This is a genomic window from Gordonia otitidis NBRC 100426, from assembly GCF_000248075.1.
GTDB classification, from domain to species: Bacteria; Actinomycetota; Actinomycetes; order Mycobacteriales; family Mycobacteriaceae; genus Gordonia; species Gordonia otitidis.
Genome location: NZ_BAFB01000214.1, coordinates 1 through 14,527 on the forward strand (window position 1 = coordinate 1; position 14,527 = coordinate 14,527).

The following is a 14,527-nucleotide window of genomic DNA, read 5'->3' on the forward strand; positions in this document are numbered from 1 at the left end:
TGCACGTTCGTCCGGAGAAAAGCGACTACGTATCGCCGCCGCAGTGGGGGTTGTCAGCTTCGTCGCGATCACGGTGACGGTGTGGCCCGCTATCAGTCTCATCGCTACAGATCGCGCCGCCGACTTCGGACTCAGCACGACAAGAACGGTGGCCTTCGTTGTGATTGCCGCGCTCACGCTGATCACGTTCGCCGGGCTCGCAACGGCTGGACGTCGGGCACACTGACGATCCTGGTCGGGTGCTGTTGCGCGTCGCCTGTGAAACCCGGGTTGTAGATTCCGTTGCAACCGGCACCGCAGCAGAGAGGTGGACATTGTGACTAGCGCAGCGCACAAGCAGCCAACCCCTTCGGTGCCGCCGACAGTGCTTCGCCGGCAGGCCGAGATCCGCGAGCAGAAGGCTGCAGACTTGTTGTGGTGGCAGCAGCAGCCCGAGCGGATCAGCAACTACTTGCACCAGTTCTCGCAACCAGCGCACTAGACCCTGTCGGGACCAGCTCTGCCGCAGGCACGACGGGCTTGCGGCACGGTGAAAAGGTCTCTGCCCGACTGGGCAGTGGCTTACCCACAGGAGGGAGTTGTAATGAGAACCGAAGTGCCGCACGCTCCTTGCGGAACAGCAGATGCGCGAAGTGTCAGTCCCGCCGATCTCGCCCGCCGGCATCCCAGCGGCACCAACGTGATGAGACCGGTGCAGCAGTCGACTGGGCGGGCGATCGAGGCGCTCGCCGCGATCGCAGACAGTGCCGGACCTCGAGGCGAAACGTTAGCGGTGTGCCGCATCGTCGACGTCGGCGATCGGCAGCTTCTTGATGAGCGAGTGTTCTGCAGTGAGCGTTCCGGGACCGCCGTCGCCGACGCCTACGAACATGTCGCCGATTACCTCACCGCACGTTCGGCCCACGCGAACCTCTTCATCCAGAACACGGTTGCGCGGCGATGGTTTGCTGCACAGACACATTGGCATCTGTCTCCGGCAGCGCTCTCAGACAGCCGAATGAACGAAGTGTTGGCAGACGCCCAGCAGACCCTGGCCGCCCACGCGCGTACTCGACATGCAGCAGCCAAGCCCTTACGCGTGGCCACGGACGCATCATCACGCATCGGATCTCCGGGGGCCGGCATCGCGTTCGTCACTGAGCACGGCAGCTGCCGGCAGGCCTACCTCGAATCTGTGCACTCGATCAATGACGCCGAACTCGAAGCGATCGAGATGGCGTTACGCACCCTCAAGGCGACGAAGCTGCTGATCGTCACCGACAGCCTGGTTTCGGCCCGCTGGATTCGCGGTGAGAGCACTCCCGCCAGCAGCAGGACCGGACGTCTTCTGACGCGCATCCACCGATTGGCGGCCGATCGTGAAGTGTCTGTTGAGTGGATCAAAGGGCATGCGGGAGACCCGTTGAACGAAACGGCCGACAGGCTGGCTCGCGCTGCCCGCCGAAACGCGGACGCGAACGTGTCTCGGGAAGTGCAAGACCAGATCCGATGCTCAATCCTGCATGACTTGCAGGCGGCGTAGAACTCACATCGAGACAGTCCGCCGACCTGCGGATATCATGGCATTTCTCCGGAAGACGTGAAGGATTCCGCGTGTGTGTGCGGTAATCAGGCGTCATTCAAGTGACTCAGGACACCCCTTATACATGCCGAAGCTGGCATATGGTGCATACTCAGCGCAAAAGGGACTGTACAGACGACAGGGATGAGCAGAATGACCTACCAGCCACGCTCCAGCTGGCTCGTCATTGAGGCGACAAGCGACGAGCACACAGTCATATTCGACGGCACACGACCCCGCCCCTACGCCAGTCTCGCTCGCCGTAAAACCGGTGCGACGTTGAGCACGGTGGAACTCAACGACCTAGTCAGTGAGATCATCGACGCCGGTGACGCCGCGCCTGTGGTGCGCCAACTCGGCGACGTCGGTGTCGTGGCCTCCCCGATCATGGGCCCACCGTCGGATCACGCTGTATACGGGGTGTGCCTGTGGATCGGTGACGATGCCAGCGCACTTCCCGAGCAGCCCCGCACCATCGGAACGATGCTCTGGGATCCGGAGACGCTCGAAACTCTGCACTGCCCGATCACAGACGGCGTCATCCTCGGCTACGACCCCCCACAAGAGCGTCGCGTCTCCACCGAGGTGTTCAAGCGCTTCCAGCACTACCCGAACGAGCACCTGCTCGGCCCCTGGGCGGCCGGAATCATGGAGGGCACGACCCCCCGAGACGACACGTTCGACGACGAACTCGACATCATCCGCACCGACGAAAGTCTGCGGCACGTGTATCTGACGATGCGTGTCGTCGACGTCGACGGCCGCAACGTCATTCGTGGGATAATCCACGACATTTCTGACCTGTACCCGCCGCGCGGGCATCGCGGATTTGACCGGCAGACCGCTCGGGCGTCCTTCAAAATGGTCGCCGACGTGGACGGCGACCACGGCTACGGGCACGTCAACTTCGCTACCGGCATCATCCTCGAATGGTTCGTCGCCCCACCAGGCCCGTTAGCGGTATGGGAAACCCAAAATGTGAAATGGGACAACGAAGATTGCTACCTGCAATACCTGCAGAAAGCGAAGGACGGAGAGCAAGTGGAGTTCTCCACCGTCGTCAGCTTCGATGCCGGAGAACGATTTCCGGTCCGCGTCACTATTCACCCGTCGAACTCGGGTGAGGACGGCAACGGTGTCATCATCGTGTCACCTGCAACACCACCACCCGGTGACGACGGCGCCATCCTCGCGTTCTGACCTCGCACGCTATCGATGCGCCAACTCCTCGTACTGGGTGCGATCGTGCGAACAGATGACGACAGCGCCGCGACCGGCCGCATCCCGCAGGGTGCTGTGGTTGCTGGCGAGTGCCGTCTTATCCATCGCCAGAAGTCGTTCGATCTTTTCAGCACGCCTGTGTGCCGGTTCCACCGCGGCGTCCGGCCGGACGGTGCCGACGGAAAAGAACGAGTCGCCCGCATGAACAAGCCAGCCGTCGGCTGTACGTACACCGATCGCACTGTGTCCGCGAGTATGGCCCGAAAGTGGTAACAGCCACAACGTTTCAGAGTCGTCGAGAGCGGTGCCTCGCATACCAAATGGCAGCGTCTCGCATGCCGGAGTGGAAATGCCCTCGACGACCGGCGCCAGGTCTGCCAGGTGCGACTTCCGGTAGCGTTCGTGCTCTTTGAATGACCGTCGACCGAATGCGGCATCACGTTCTCGTTCGTGGACGAGGACCGCAACGTTGGGAAAGTCGGAGACTCCGCCAACGTGATCGAAGTCGAGGTGGGTGGCGACGATGCCGGATACGTCGCTGGCTGCGATCCCCATCGCGGCCAGCTGGTTGACGGCGAGCTCATCACGATCGAACGCGCCGAAGGTGAGTTTTCCGCCGATCCCGATACGCGACACCGGATGATCGACGTCGGCCCGACCCAAACCCACATCGATCAGGACAGCGCCGTGCTGGTACTCGCACAGCAGAACATGGGTGACTGCGTCTAAGACGGGGAGGGAGATGCTGCCGCAGTTAAGGTGGTGGACCGTCATCAACGATCCGAGGCCGTTCAGCGGCATGCACACCCCATCACAAAGATGGTCGGAAAGAATGAATTGGACAAGTGAGACGCCGTCAAGTTTGCGCAGTCCATAAGCGGAATCCTATCCCGTACCCTGTGTATATGACGCAGCACTCGCATGCGAATTCCACCGGGCAGATTACAGATGAGCAGATGAAGTCTGTGGAGTATTCAGCGTTCTTGCACCCAGGAATCCGCACCGAAGAACTAGCACGGCGGACCGGGTTGCCGGCGAGCGTGCTCGAGGCGAACGTGCCACGCACATGTTACATCGACGACAGTGGCCGCTGGTGGAAGGTGTCGGACGTCGCCGATCTCGACGAATGGTGTTTGGTGCAGCCCGACCCGGACTGCACAGACCCAGTGGCCGGTCAATGGCGCAAGATCGTAGGCATCGAGCGCGGTGAGACGACGGTAGTGTTTACCGACTCATTCGTGTGGGCTCCGCTGCCTCCCACACATCGAGTACTGGTTAGGGCGCATCCGCTGGCAATATCGGGCCCGTGGTGAACGTGGGTGCTCGCCGTGCTGCACCGAAGTGGGCGCCTTGTGCGAAGTCAACTCCCAGCTGAGTGATCACGTCTGCTTGCTGCCGATTGTCGACGCCTTTGACCGCGACATTCATCTCCAACTCGTGGGTGAGCTCCACGAGTTTGCCTAGCGTGGCGGCAGCTCGGCTATCGACCGCGATGGTGTCGGTGAAGGCGCGTGCGATCCGCACAGTCGTCACGGGCAGCCGATGCAGTATCGCCAATGTCGACATCCCTGCCCCGAAATCATCTAACGCGACAGCGATGCTGCGGGCGTTCAGCTGCGACACGATGGACAACGTCGCCGGATCGTCAGCGACCGCAAACTCGGCGACGATGATGCACAGCCGGGCGGGGTCAAGCCCAGCACCAATCGCCGCGTCGATCGACGGAAGGAACCCAGCAGAGCACACCTGATTGCGCGACATTCGCACAGTCAAACGGCATCCGTGCGGCCAGTCGGGGCCGGTGAACGCTGCTGTAGCCGTTGATATGACGAAGCCGCTGAGCTCAGGAACAAGACGGGAGTGTTCAGCGGCAACTACTGCGTCACGAGGCCCATGATGCCCGACGCCCTCACGCTCCCATCGCAGCACCGCATCGAATGCCACCACCGGTGTATCGGGACAACACCTCACGATGGGTTCGTAGTCCAGTCGCACAGCACCAGATTCCAGGTCGCTGCGAAGGTCGCGGGCGGTGTTTCGTAGTTCGAGCACGTTGGCGCGTTGCTGTGGATTGAACGACACGTACGGGACGTTCGCATTCTTCGCCTCGTACAGTGCGATGTCGGCGTCTCGCAACAGATCGTCGGCAGTGGTGTGTTCGCCTGCTTTCGCGAGCGCCAACCCAACACTGGCTGACACATATTCAGCTGTCCCGGACAGGTCTATCGGCCGGCCTACGACGTCACGCATGGCGTCGATCTGCGCGTGTATCGCGGCGTCGAGGTTCACGGCGTTGTGGGACGAGACGACGATGAACTCGTCGCCACCGATCCTGCCGACGCATCCGTGAGTGCCGACCGCCTCCTGCAGACGTTGCGAGACGATGCGCAACACCTCATCGCCTGCCGAGTGACCGCGGGTGTCATTGACGAGTTTGAATCCGTCGAGGTCAAGGAAGTAGATAGCGAGTCGGTCGCCGTCGACCATTTCGCGAATTTTCAGGTCGATCTGCTCAGATAATGCGGCACGACTGAGGACACCAGTCAGATGATCGTGCTTGGCCTGCCACGTCAGATCCGACACCGCATGATGCTGCTCGGTGACGTCGGTGACCGACACCAGAACCACCGCAGCGCTTTCCTCTGTGTCGATTCTTCTGCCGCTGCAGGACAGCCACCTAGTGCCCGACAACGTGTTCGCAGTGGCGATCTGATCGCTGAACGTGTCACCGAGCCGCAGTGCCATCTCAATCGGAGACGGGCTTTCAGCAAACTCAAGCGGAAGGTCCGTCAGTGGGGTGCCGGGGATCGAGCGTGCCGACAGACCCAGCATGAGCACAGCACTCGGGTTCGCCAACTCGATTCGCCCACCATCAGGGCTGTCACGCACCAAGATCACCGCCTGCTGCAGTGCGGCTAGGATCGTGCCGAGTCGACGTACTAGTGGTGTGCGAACCGGTTGCACGACAAGCAGATAGCCGTCGTCCATCACGCTGGCGGCTACTCGAGCAGCGAAAGTGTGTCCAGTGTCGGCGCGACGGTGGATGGCGTGGATCACTCCGCCGACACCGACGATGTCTTCGGGGCTGTGCGATTCGTCGACGACGCCAAGAGCGTTGAGTGGCATTCCGACAGCATCGGAGACGGGAATGCCATACAGCTGTTCAGCGGCAGGATTCCAGGTACGGATCACCAACTCATCAGAGGCTGAGATCACTGCGTCACTGACGTGATTGATGAGCGCTGCCTGACGTCTGAGCGAGGTGATGTCGCGGAGTATCACCTGGTAGGCGGGTTGACCGTCCCATCGCGTCCGGACCGACGTAACCGTCATCGGACGCGGATCGCCATAGGCATCCACCATGGTGACCTCGTCAGGCCCCGCATAAGCCCCATCCTGCTCCCCCATCTCCGACAGCCGGTTGACCATCTCTGGAAGAGAATCAGGATGCACAAAATCGGTGATCAGAGCACCGATCATGTCGTCACGATGGGACAGTCGAGCAAACTTGAGGGCGGCGGAGTTCACCCACACAATCACCCCAAGCTGGTGAACTGCGATGGCGTCGGGACTGAGCTCGAGCAGCAAACGGTATCGTTCAGCCAACCCCGGATCGGATGATGCCACGTCGACCGGATCCCGTCGTTCGGGCGACGGGGACGCCTCATCGGCCATCACGCACGCTCTCCTTTGCGTCTGCGTCCCCCCGAATACTCAGCTTCACACCCTATTCGGTGTTGCGCGCGTTGAGCACGGCAACGTCACGTCCGACTTGTTTAAGCAGCAGAAACGGTGAAAGTGGATATGGATTCCTTCGACTTGAAGGGATCATCACTCCACGAGCAGAAGAGTCAGCACAATGCGATCCATTCATTACCCTCACATTGCAGGCCTCGGCGCAGTCAGCGGATACGGCTGGGGCGTCAACGCACTGTGGGACGGCCTCAGTTCAGGCAAGCCCGCCGCAAGCCTTCACCACGGATTCGGAACCAACGACGACGAGTCCGGGTGGATTGTGCGGGTCCCCGATGAAGACCTGTCCGCCGGCCACACGCCACAGCACACAACAACACGCTTCGCGCGGGCAATGCGAGCGGTTGTCCACGAAGCAGTGACCGATGCGCAACAGCGTGGCTGGGTGCCCGGCGCCCGAGTCGGCCTCATCCACGCGTGCGTGCTCGGCGACCTCGACATGTACCCGAAGGTCGCGCCCGGCGCCGGCACGTTCACTGGCCGAGAGTATTTGACTGTGACCCCCTCAACACCGGTGTCATTGTTGATGTCGGAGTTCGGGTTCCACGGGCCAGCACTCACCGTGTCCGCCATGTGCACATCCGGCGTCGCAGCAACCGTCACCGCCAGAATGTGGATCGACGCAGGCTTAGCCGACGACGTTGTGGTCGTTGCCACCGACCTGTCGGCCACTCCGGAAGTCGTGCGAATGTTCACGACGCTGGGGGTAGCGATCACCGACACCGACCCGTTGGACGCATGCCGACCGTTCCAATCCGGCAGCCGAGGCTTCACCTTCGGTGAGGCCGCAGTGGCGACAGTCGTCACCGGTCGTCGCGGTGTTGACCCGTACGCGACCATTCGCGGCGGGTCAATGAGCCATGACGGCTACCACGTCACCTCCATCGACCCGAATCTCCCGCACGTGTTCGGCTGCGTCGACAATGCTCTCACCGTGGCCGGCGTCTCCGGCGCCGACATCGCGTACCTGAACACGCACGGACCAGGGACACGACAGTGTGATGCGGCAGAAGCCGCGATCGCCACGTCCCTTGTGCCTGATGCTGCGGTGTTTGCGATTAAACCGTTGGCCGGGCACTGCCAGGCCGCGGCGGGCTCGGTGGAGATGGCCGCGTCGTTGCTGGGCTTCGAACACGGGCAGATTCCGGCAAGCCCGCACGTTTCAACGCCGGCGCTCCCCCAGTTGCTTGACGGCTGCACTGCAGCGCAGCCAGCTTTGACGCTCAAGACATCACTCGGGATGGGTGGACATACAGCGGCCGTCGTCCTCGAACCCGGCTGCTGATCGGCAGTACGCGAGTGCGTGCGCCGACTGAACCACACCTGTGTGGGTATCAGTCGGCGCACGCCGCAGCAATCTTGCTGCGGCACAGATGAAAAGTTGACCCGTATCGTAATCGGATGGCCTGGCATCGTGTTCCGACCGTCTCCGCCTCCAAACTGCGAGCGACCTACGGCGACGGATACAACGACATCAGCCAACGCCGCGACATATCCGTGGTGGGTGAGCAGTGGTTTCCGGCAACTGAACGTGTCGTGGGGAACGTAACCGACAGGTCGGGGTCACGATCTGTGGTGCTCCGATTCCGCGGTGACGCGCTCCTAGCATCCGGCTGCCGATGTGAGGCCACCGAGCATTGCGACCACATCCTCGCCCTCATCTGCGCAGTTTCCGGGAAAGTTCTTCCCATCGCCGAAGTCACCACTAGTGAGGAAGCGCGCAACGAATGGCGCGTCGCAGTACGACTACTTAGCAGAGACAGCACCACTGCGGTTGCCTCGCAGGTTCCTGAAACACCTACTGCTGTAGCACTATTCGTCGCCTTTTCCGCCACCGATGACCTGCTGGCAGCTCCCGCCATTCCAGGGCCGTACGGGCAGGGCGAATGGACGTTGACGGGCGTGAAGTGGCAAGACTTCGCGCCGTCAGCACCTCTTGGTCGTTTCGATCCCGCCCAACAAGTGTTGCTGAACGGCCTCTACCGGCTGGCCGAGCGGCCTGTCGGATGGATGTCCCTGTCCGACGTCGGCCCCCAGCTGTGGCCGCTGCTCGCCGCGGCCCGGGCCGCCGGACTCCACCTGTTCGACGCGGCATCCACACACAGCGGGATCGTGATGCCACGAGGAGTGGTGCAGGTGCACGACGACCTCGAGATCGTGGCCGCCGCCAGCGACGGCAGGCACAGCGGCGACGCAGCCGACATACATTTCACCGTCCACTACGAACAAACAACCGTTCACGGACAGCAACTTCGGCTACTAGGCCCACGCGACGCCGCGCACGGAATCTACTGGGCCGACACGGGCACCCTGCACATCGGGCGCCTCGACCAGTCGCCGCCACCGACTCTCGCGCGACTCCTCGAACGAGGCGAACCGATAGTCGTTCCACGCCCCCATCTTTCAGAGTTCACGTCGGGCCCAATGACAGAGCTCGGTGTCCCGGTCCTCGACCCGCACAACGTGCTGGCGACCATCACCGTGGAAGGGCCGAAAGCTGTGCTGCACATAGCACCCGCACCGCAGGTGTTCGCTGACGATGAAGCAACGTTCCTCATCAGCTGGTCGGTTCGGTATTGGCTCGACGGAGAATCGCACGACGCGAGTGCCAGCACAGTCGATGCGGACTCGTTTCGTGATCAGGCAGTCGAGGAAGACCTGTGGCAGAGACTGCTCCCATGCCTACATGCGGTGGCCAGCTACACAGAGCGCGCGGATACGTCACGGCTGTCCGCCCAGCAACTGCTGAGGCAGCAGCGCGTCGATGCAGACGTCGTTGCCCCCATCGTCGGTGAAGTACTGCCCACCTTCACCGACATCGACGACCTGATCATTGATATCGACGACCAGGTGCCAGAGTTCAGGCCCGCCGACGTCGCCCCTGTAGTCCGGTTCGGGGCAGCAGCAGAGGGGCTGGGCAGAGACTGGTTGAATCTGCAGATCACCGTCGAGATCGGCGACGACCGAATCCCCATCGACACCTTGATACGTGACCTCGCAACCGATGCCGACCACATCGTCCTTCCTAGCGGCGTCTACATCACCGCTGATCTTCCCGAGATCAGTAGGCTCGCCCGCCTCATCCATGAGGCCCGCGCCGTCAACGAACTGTCCGACGACGGGAAGGTGCCTGTCGACACCGCCAACGCCACTTTGTGGCAAGAGATCCTCGAGTGTGGGGAAGTTGACGACGACATAGCTGAGTGGGCGGGCAGTAAGAAGACGCTGGCGTTGACCAGCCGCCCTGAGCGGCTGCCGGTTCCTGCGACGGTGCACGCACAGTTGCGCGACTACCAGCGGGACGGATTCGATTGGCTAGCATTCCTTATCGCGAACAACACAGGGGGGATACTCGCTGACGACATGGGTCTTGGCAAAACCCTCCAGCTGCTGTCCGCGATGGCTCACACACTGCACTCTCAGCCGCATGCACGGTTCCTGGTGATCGCACCAACGAGTGTGGTGGGTAACTGGGCTGCGGAAGCGGACAAGTTTGTGCCGTCGATGCCGGTGGCCGCAGTCCGGTCGAAGGTGAAGCCAGGCGACAACCCGATGCGTCGTCGTATCGAAGCAGCAACTCTCGTGGTGACCACCTACGCGTTGGTGCGATTGGACCCGTCGACCTACGCCGATCAGGTGTGGACGATGGTGGTGGCTGACGAAGCGCAAGCCATCAAAAACGATGCAGCCAAAACACATAAGGCGATCCGTTCGCTGTCGGCGCCAACGAAGATCGCGGCGACGGGAACTCCGATCGAGAACGATCTCATGGATTTGGCTTCACTCCTCAGCATCACCATCCCCGCACTGTTTCCGGACAGGCCCACGTTCGTCAGCCACTACCGCACCCCCATCGTCAAAGAGCAGGACGCTGACCGGCTCGCCGAGTTGAAGCGCCGAGTCCGTCCATTTCTGCTGCGGCGCACAAAGGAAGAGGTGCTGCAGGAGTTGCCGTCGAAACAGGCGCAGGTAGTCCTCATAGACCTCTCCTCCAAGCATCGAACAATCTACGATCGGCGTCTCAATTTGGAACGGCAGAAGTCGCTGGAACTCCTGGCTGACGATCCGAAACATGCACGGTTCCAGATGCTGGCTGCGCTGACCCGGCTCCGGCAGCTGAGTTTGCACCCGGGGCTTGTCGACGAAGCTGCGCTCGCTGTCGGTTCAGCAAAGGTTGACTACCTGACTACCCAGCTTCCGCAGCTGTCCGAGGAGGGGCACCGCTCGCTTGTATTCAGTTCCTTCCCTACATTTCTGCGTCTTCTCAGGCCGCAGCTCGAGGACGTTGGACTGCGCGTCTGTTATCTGGCAGGGGAGCTTTCCCCGGGAGAACGGGCCGAGCAGATCGACATGTTCACCCGTGGCGATGCCGACGTGTTCCTGATCAGCCTGAAAGCTGGTGGTAGTGGCCTCAATCTCACTCAGGCGGACTACGTTTTCCTGACCGATCCTTGGTGGAATCCGGCCGCAGAGGACCAAGCCATCGACCGGGCGCATCGGATTGGCCAGACGCGGCCAGTCAATGTGATCCGGCTCGTCGCTGTCGACAGCATTGAAGGCAAAGTTGTTGACCTGCAATCGACCAAGAGGCATCTTGCTCAGGCGGCGCTGGGCGGTGAGCAGTCGTTCGCCGCCGCCTTGACCGATGACGACATCCGCTCGCTGCTCATGTAGGTGTCGACTGCGCCCGGCGGGCTCGCGACCCAGGTTCAGACGCCGGGATGGCACACACTGTGCCACCTGTGCATCCAGCACCGAATGCGCCACCCCCACACTTGGCACACTGTGTGCCACGTCGATAGGTGGCACACACTGTGCCATGTCTACGTCATGCGCCTTATGCACCAACCACACACTGCACGCAACACCCACACAACGCGCGTAATGCGCACTGTGGGCAGCCGAAACGCCAGGTAGGAGTGTGTGCCGAAATCAGCCCGCGAACCTTCCGGCAGCGATCAGCCGACGATGCCCGCGGTCATCGAAGAACTCGTACTCCGCGCAACCGCCTTCACTGTCCAAGTTGCGCACCCGCACGAGAACCAAGTCCGGGCGCCCCTCCACCGCCTCCACCGCAACAACCACAGCCGGCGTCAGCCCGTCGATAAGGACGTCGCAGCGGTCAAGATCTGTCGCCCTCACCTCAACCCCATCGATAGCCATGGCGCCGACGATCCCATCCCGGTTTCGCTCCACCTCTGACGCTCGTTTTCCGCTGCACCACAGCAGCGATACGCTGCGAGAACCAAAGCACCCACACCCGAGAAGGACACACACCGTGAGCTCACTCCGACGCCGCATCGCCGCCACCGCTCTCGCGGTCGCCGCAACGGGCGCAGCCCTGACCGCCACGACGGCCACCGCAGACGCAGCCCCCGAACTACCGCGAATCAGCACCACCGGCGACACGTTCGGCACATTCGGCGATCACGACTACTGTCACGGCGCAGTCCGCGTATCCCTGACCGCACCTCCCCGAAAAGCAGAGACAATTCGAGTCACGCTCACCTCCCTCGGATTCACCGGCAACGGCGCAGGCTGGGCACGCAACCCGCACTGCAAAGTGCTGTTTGTGACCACGCACACCAGCGGTAACGGCATCGCCCGGGAGAACTTCATCCCTGCCTCCTTCGGCCGCAAAGCCGGCGAGAAAGCTGTCCACGACATCCGCACCGGCGCCGGCGTCGTGATCCTCGGCATCCGCCCCATGGCCAGCAACTCCCCGGTGCGCACACCCCAGGGGTTCGGCGCCACCGAGTACGTGTTCGTACCGCCCCGCTAGTCGCAACCCCTCCTACCCTGCGGGACGCCACCACAAGCTGGTGGCGTCCCACAGTCGTCTGCCACCCACCTGAAACAGATCTGACACTCTGACACAGCACAATCACCCGCCAGCAACGTGGAAGAGCAGACATGAACATGTGGGTTGTCATCGGCGTACTCATCGGTCTCGCCATCCCTGTCGTCTTGCTGGCGGCCAACGCGATCCGCCGATCCACGTACCAGCCGAGCGGAGGCGACGTCCGTATCCGCCTGCACTCAGGCGGGTTCGTCACGAACAGCAACCCGCTCTCCCCTGCTCGCGGCCCGCGAGCATTCCTCGTTCTCCCCCGCCACGTCAACCGTCACACAGTGCGTTCCATGGTGCCAGCGTCCGCGCGACCGGCATACGTCGAAATGTTCGAAACAGACAGATGGGCAACTCTCTACACCATCAAATAGACGCCCTGGTATGCCGAACTGATACTGCGACGCAACGACCTTCACGAACGCAAATGCCGCCGAGTGCCACCCGGATCTGAGAGAATTGCGGCACATACATCGAAGCCGAACAGTCAGATACCCGCATCCCGGGACTGACACCTGCAAGGGGTCTCACAATGCGTATCACGTTCAATGAAAACAACTTTCGACACGCAGCCAGCATGGTTCCGGAGGTCGAGGACGCAACTATCAGCACCTTCGGCGCGTCACTTGTGGACCCCGACAGCCACATGACCGTCATCTCGACCTACCACGACGTCGTCAATCACGCTGCCAGCCAGGCACTGTTCTCGGTCGACGACATCGATGCAGACGGCGTCAGCTTCTGGCTCGAAGCAGCCTACGACGGCGAGGGACTGTTCGACGGTCTTGTCTTCGACGCCTGGATCATGATGCGCTCGACCTCGGGCGCCGAACACCTACGCTTCACGACCAGCCCCGAGTCGCTACGCGTCGACGCCTCCGACGACACCGAGCATGCTTCGTTCACCGACTTGCTGGTCGAGTTCGTGCACTACGGCGTCGCACTGGTCAACACCCAAATCCGCAGCGATCAACGAGCCTGGATGACAGTCCTCGGCGCAGCATGATCTACGTCGCAGCCGTGCTACAGGAGAACGACATGCCGATCACCTTCCGACTGCTGCGCTGCGGCAACGCGCTCACCAACAGACCTCACGCAGACGACACCAGGAACGACCTGGCGCACAACACGAGGGAACCTACATGATGGACGCCCTCTTCGACCTCCCCGACGATGCGCGTACCGACGGAACACTGTTTGGCGCCGACACACTCGACGTCGGTCATCAGACAGGAACCCGAGCGTTGAACAGTGTGCAACGCAGCATCACCTACCAGCCCCGGCGCGGGGGATCGCTGATCACCGCGGAGGTGTTCTGCGACGGCCCGCTCGACAACACAGTGTGGGCGCTGCATCCCGACGGGGACCATGTTGTCGTCAGCACTGCAACGTTCATCGAAATCGCTTACACCCCAGAGGCATCGTCATGAAATCAGACCTTCCGGTTTCAGCAACCGTGAACCACGGCAACGTCACCACCACAGCACCGTTTGCCGACCAATGCGATGCGGTCGCCTTCATCCACGCGCAGGCCCGCACCGCTACCCAGATGGGGCACAAGCAGTTCACTGCCACGCTCACTCGCAGCGACGGCGCCACCGTCGCAACCGTTGATGTGTCCGGTCACGACATCGGAGGACAGGTCATCGACGCACTCGGCTCCGCAGACCAGGGGCTGACCTACCTACGGGTGGCGGGCATCGACGCGCTCGTCTACGCACACCGCTCCTGCAAAGGTGACGGCGTGCTTTTTGTGGGCGTCGATGCCGACGACGATCAACGCATCCTGTTCGCTGTCAACGACGGAGATCTCGTCGATACCGTTGTCGGCGACCGGACCGGGTCGATCGACGTCACGTACGACGGCGGCGGGCCGCAGACAGTCAGTTGCGTTGTGGACGCCGATTCTCCTGCTGAGGCACAACGAATACTCGAAGCTGCGGTGTGCTGCCAGCCTTTGCACTTCACGTCGCACACGACCGCTGCACGGTAGCTCGGGCCGGTTCCCGGCGGACTCGTACGAGCGTCGCGGCCACAGCCCCCGGCGTGCTAGTCGACGTCATCCCTGTCGGCAGCCCCGTCTCCGAACATGCGTCCCATGACCGTCATCGCCAGAACACCTACGGCGATGGCGGACACTGTCA

Annotated in this window: 15 protein-coding genes; 11 read left to right on the plus strand and 4 right to left on the minus strand. The window is 62.1% G+C overall.

The window, feature by feature from the left end:
• Nucleotides 1-226: hypothetical protein (locus GOOTI_RS26265; protein ID WP_007240557.1), on the plus strand; the 226-nt coding region annotated here is incomplete at its 5' end.
• 90 nt (nucleotides 227-316) lie between these two features.
• A complete protein-coding gene (locus tag GOOTI_RS26270) occupies nucleotides 317-481 on the plus strand; it encodes a hypothetical protein (RefSeq protein ID WP_169315841.1) in 165 nt (54 codons plus the stop codon).
• 285 nt (nucleotides 482-766) lie between these two features.
• On the opposite strand, the gene GOOTI_RS26275 is transcribed toward GOOTI_RS26270, so the two are convergent.
• Nucleotides 767-904, minus strand: a complete 138-nt coding sequence (locus GOOTI_RS26275; protein ID WP_169315842.1) for a hypothetical protein — start codon at nucleotides 902-904, stop codon at nucleotides 767-769.
• 93 nt (nucleotides 905-997) lie between these two features.
• Between GOOTI_RS26275 and GOOTI_RS26280 the strand changes: the two genes are divergently transcribed.
• Together GOOTI_RS26280 and GOOTI_RS20680 are read left to right on the plus strand one after the other, a co-directional pair.
• Nucleotides 998-1,522 carry a ribonuclease HI gene (locus GOOTI_RS26280; RefSeq protein WP_169315843.1) on the plus strand — a complete coding sequence of 175 codons (525 nt, stop codon included), beginning with the start codon at nucleotides 998-1,000 and terminating at the stop codon, nucleotides 1,520-1,522.
• Between the two features lie 192 nt (nucleotides 1,523-1,714).
• On the plus strand, nucleotides 1,715-2,761 hold the full coding sequence (locus GOOTI_RS20680) for a GAF domain-containing protein (protein ID WP_007240560.1): 1,047 nt from the start codon (nucleotides 1,715-1,717) through the stop codon (nucleotides 2,759-2,761).
• 9 nt (nucleotides 2,762-2,770) lie between these two features.
• Here the strand turns inward: GOOTI_RS20680 and GOOTI_RS20685 are convergent, their stop codons facing one another.
• Together GOOTI_RS20685 and GOOTI_RS20690 are read right to left on the minus strand one after the other, a co-directional pair.
• The gene (locus GOOTI_RS20685; protein WP_007240561.1) at nucleotides 2,771-3,583 is read right to left on the minus strand and encodes an MBL fold metallo-hydrolase; all 813 of its coding nucleotides are present in this window, start codon (nucleotides 3,581-3,583) and stop codon (nucleotides 2,771-2,773) included.
• A 474-nt stretch (nucleotides 3,584-4,057) separates the two neighbouring features.
• Nucleotides 4,058-6,457, minus strand: coding sequence for a sensor domain-containing protein (locus GOOTI_RS20690; RefSeq protein WP_007240563.1), 2,400 nt, complete (start codon nucleotides 6,455-6,457; stop codon nucleotides 4,058-4,060).
• Nucleotides 6,458-6,641: 184 nt separating this feature from the next.
• On the opposite strand from GOOTI_RS20690, the gene GOOTI_RS20695 reads away from it, so the two are divergent.
• Together GOOTI_RS20695 and GOOTI_RS20700 are read left to right on the plus strand one after the other, a co-directional pair.
• Nucleotides 6,642-7,820 (plus strand): beta-ketoacyl synthase N-terminal-like domain-containing protein, encoded by a 1,179-nt coding sequence (locus GOOTI_RS20695; RefSeq protein ID WP_007240564.1) that lies wholly within the window; start codon nucleotides 6,642-6,644, stop codon nucleotides 7,818-7,820.
• Between the two features lie 1,139 nt (nucleotides 7,821-8,959).
• A complete protein-coding gene (locus GOOTI_RS20700) occupies nucleotides 8,960-11,209 on the plus strand; it encodes a DEAD/DEAH box helicase (protein WP_169315844.1) in 2,250 nt (749 codons plus the stop codon).
• A gap of 258 nt (nucleotides 11,210-11,467) precedes the next feature.
• On the opposite strand, the gene GOOTI_RS20705 is transcribed toward GOOTI_RS20700, so the two are convergent.
• A complete protein-coding gene (locus tag GOOTI_RS20705) occupies nucleotides 11,468-11,698 on the minus strand; it encodes a hypothetical protein (protein WP_007240566.1) in 231 nt (76 codons plus the stop codon).
• Nucleotides 11,699-11,813: 115 nt separating this feature from the next.
• Between GOOTI_RS20705 and GOOTI_RS20710 the strand changes: the two genes are divergently transcribed.
• From GOOTI_RS20710 to GOOTI_RS20730, 5 genes are all read left to right on the plus strand, one after another.
• Complete coding sequence (locus GOOTI_RS20710) at nucleotides 11,814-12,317, plus strand: hypothetical protein (protein WP_039994488.1); 504 nt, start codon at nucleotides 11,814-11,816, stop codon at nucleotides 12,315-12,317.
• Between the two features lie 131 nt (nucleotides 12,318-12,448).
• Nucleotides 12,449-12,757 carry a hypothetical protein gene (locus tag GOOTI_RS20715; protein WP_007240568.1) on the plus strand — a complete coding sequence of 103 codons (309 nt, stop codon included), beginning with the start codon at nucleotides 12,449-12,451 and terminating at the stop codon, nucleotides 12,755-12,757.
• Nucleotides 12,758-12,960: 203 nt separating this feature from the next.
• The gene (locus GOOTI_RS20720) at nucleotides 12,961-13,389 is read left to right on the plus strand and encodes a hypothetical protein (RefSeq protein WP_138985338.1); all 429 of its coding nucleotides are present in this window, start codon (nucleotides 12,961-12,963) and stop codon (nucleotides 13,387-13,389) included.
• 136 nt (nucleotides 13,390-13,525) lie between these two features.
• Entirely contained in the window at nucleotides 13,526-13,813 is a 288-nt protein-coding gene (locus GOOTI_RS20725; protein ID WP_007240570.1) for a hypothetical protein, read from the plus strand.
• The gene (locus GOOTI_RS20730; RefSeq protein WP_007240571.1) at nucleotides 13,810-14,376 is read left to right on the plus strand and encodes a hypothetical protein; all 567 of its coding nucleotides are present in this window, start codon (nucleotides 13,810-13,812) and stop codon (nucleotides 14,374-14,376) included. The genes GOOTI_RS20725 and GOOTI_RS20730 overlap by 4 nt, the downstream gene beginning before the upstream one ends.
• Nucleotides 14,377-14,527 lie beyond the last annotated feature (151 nt).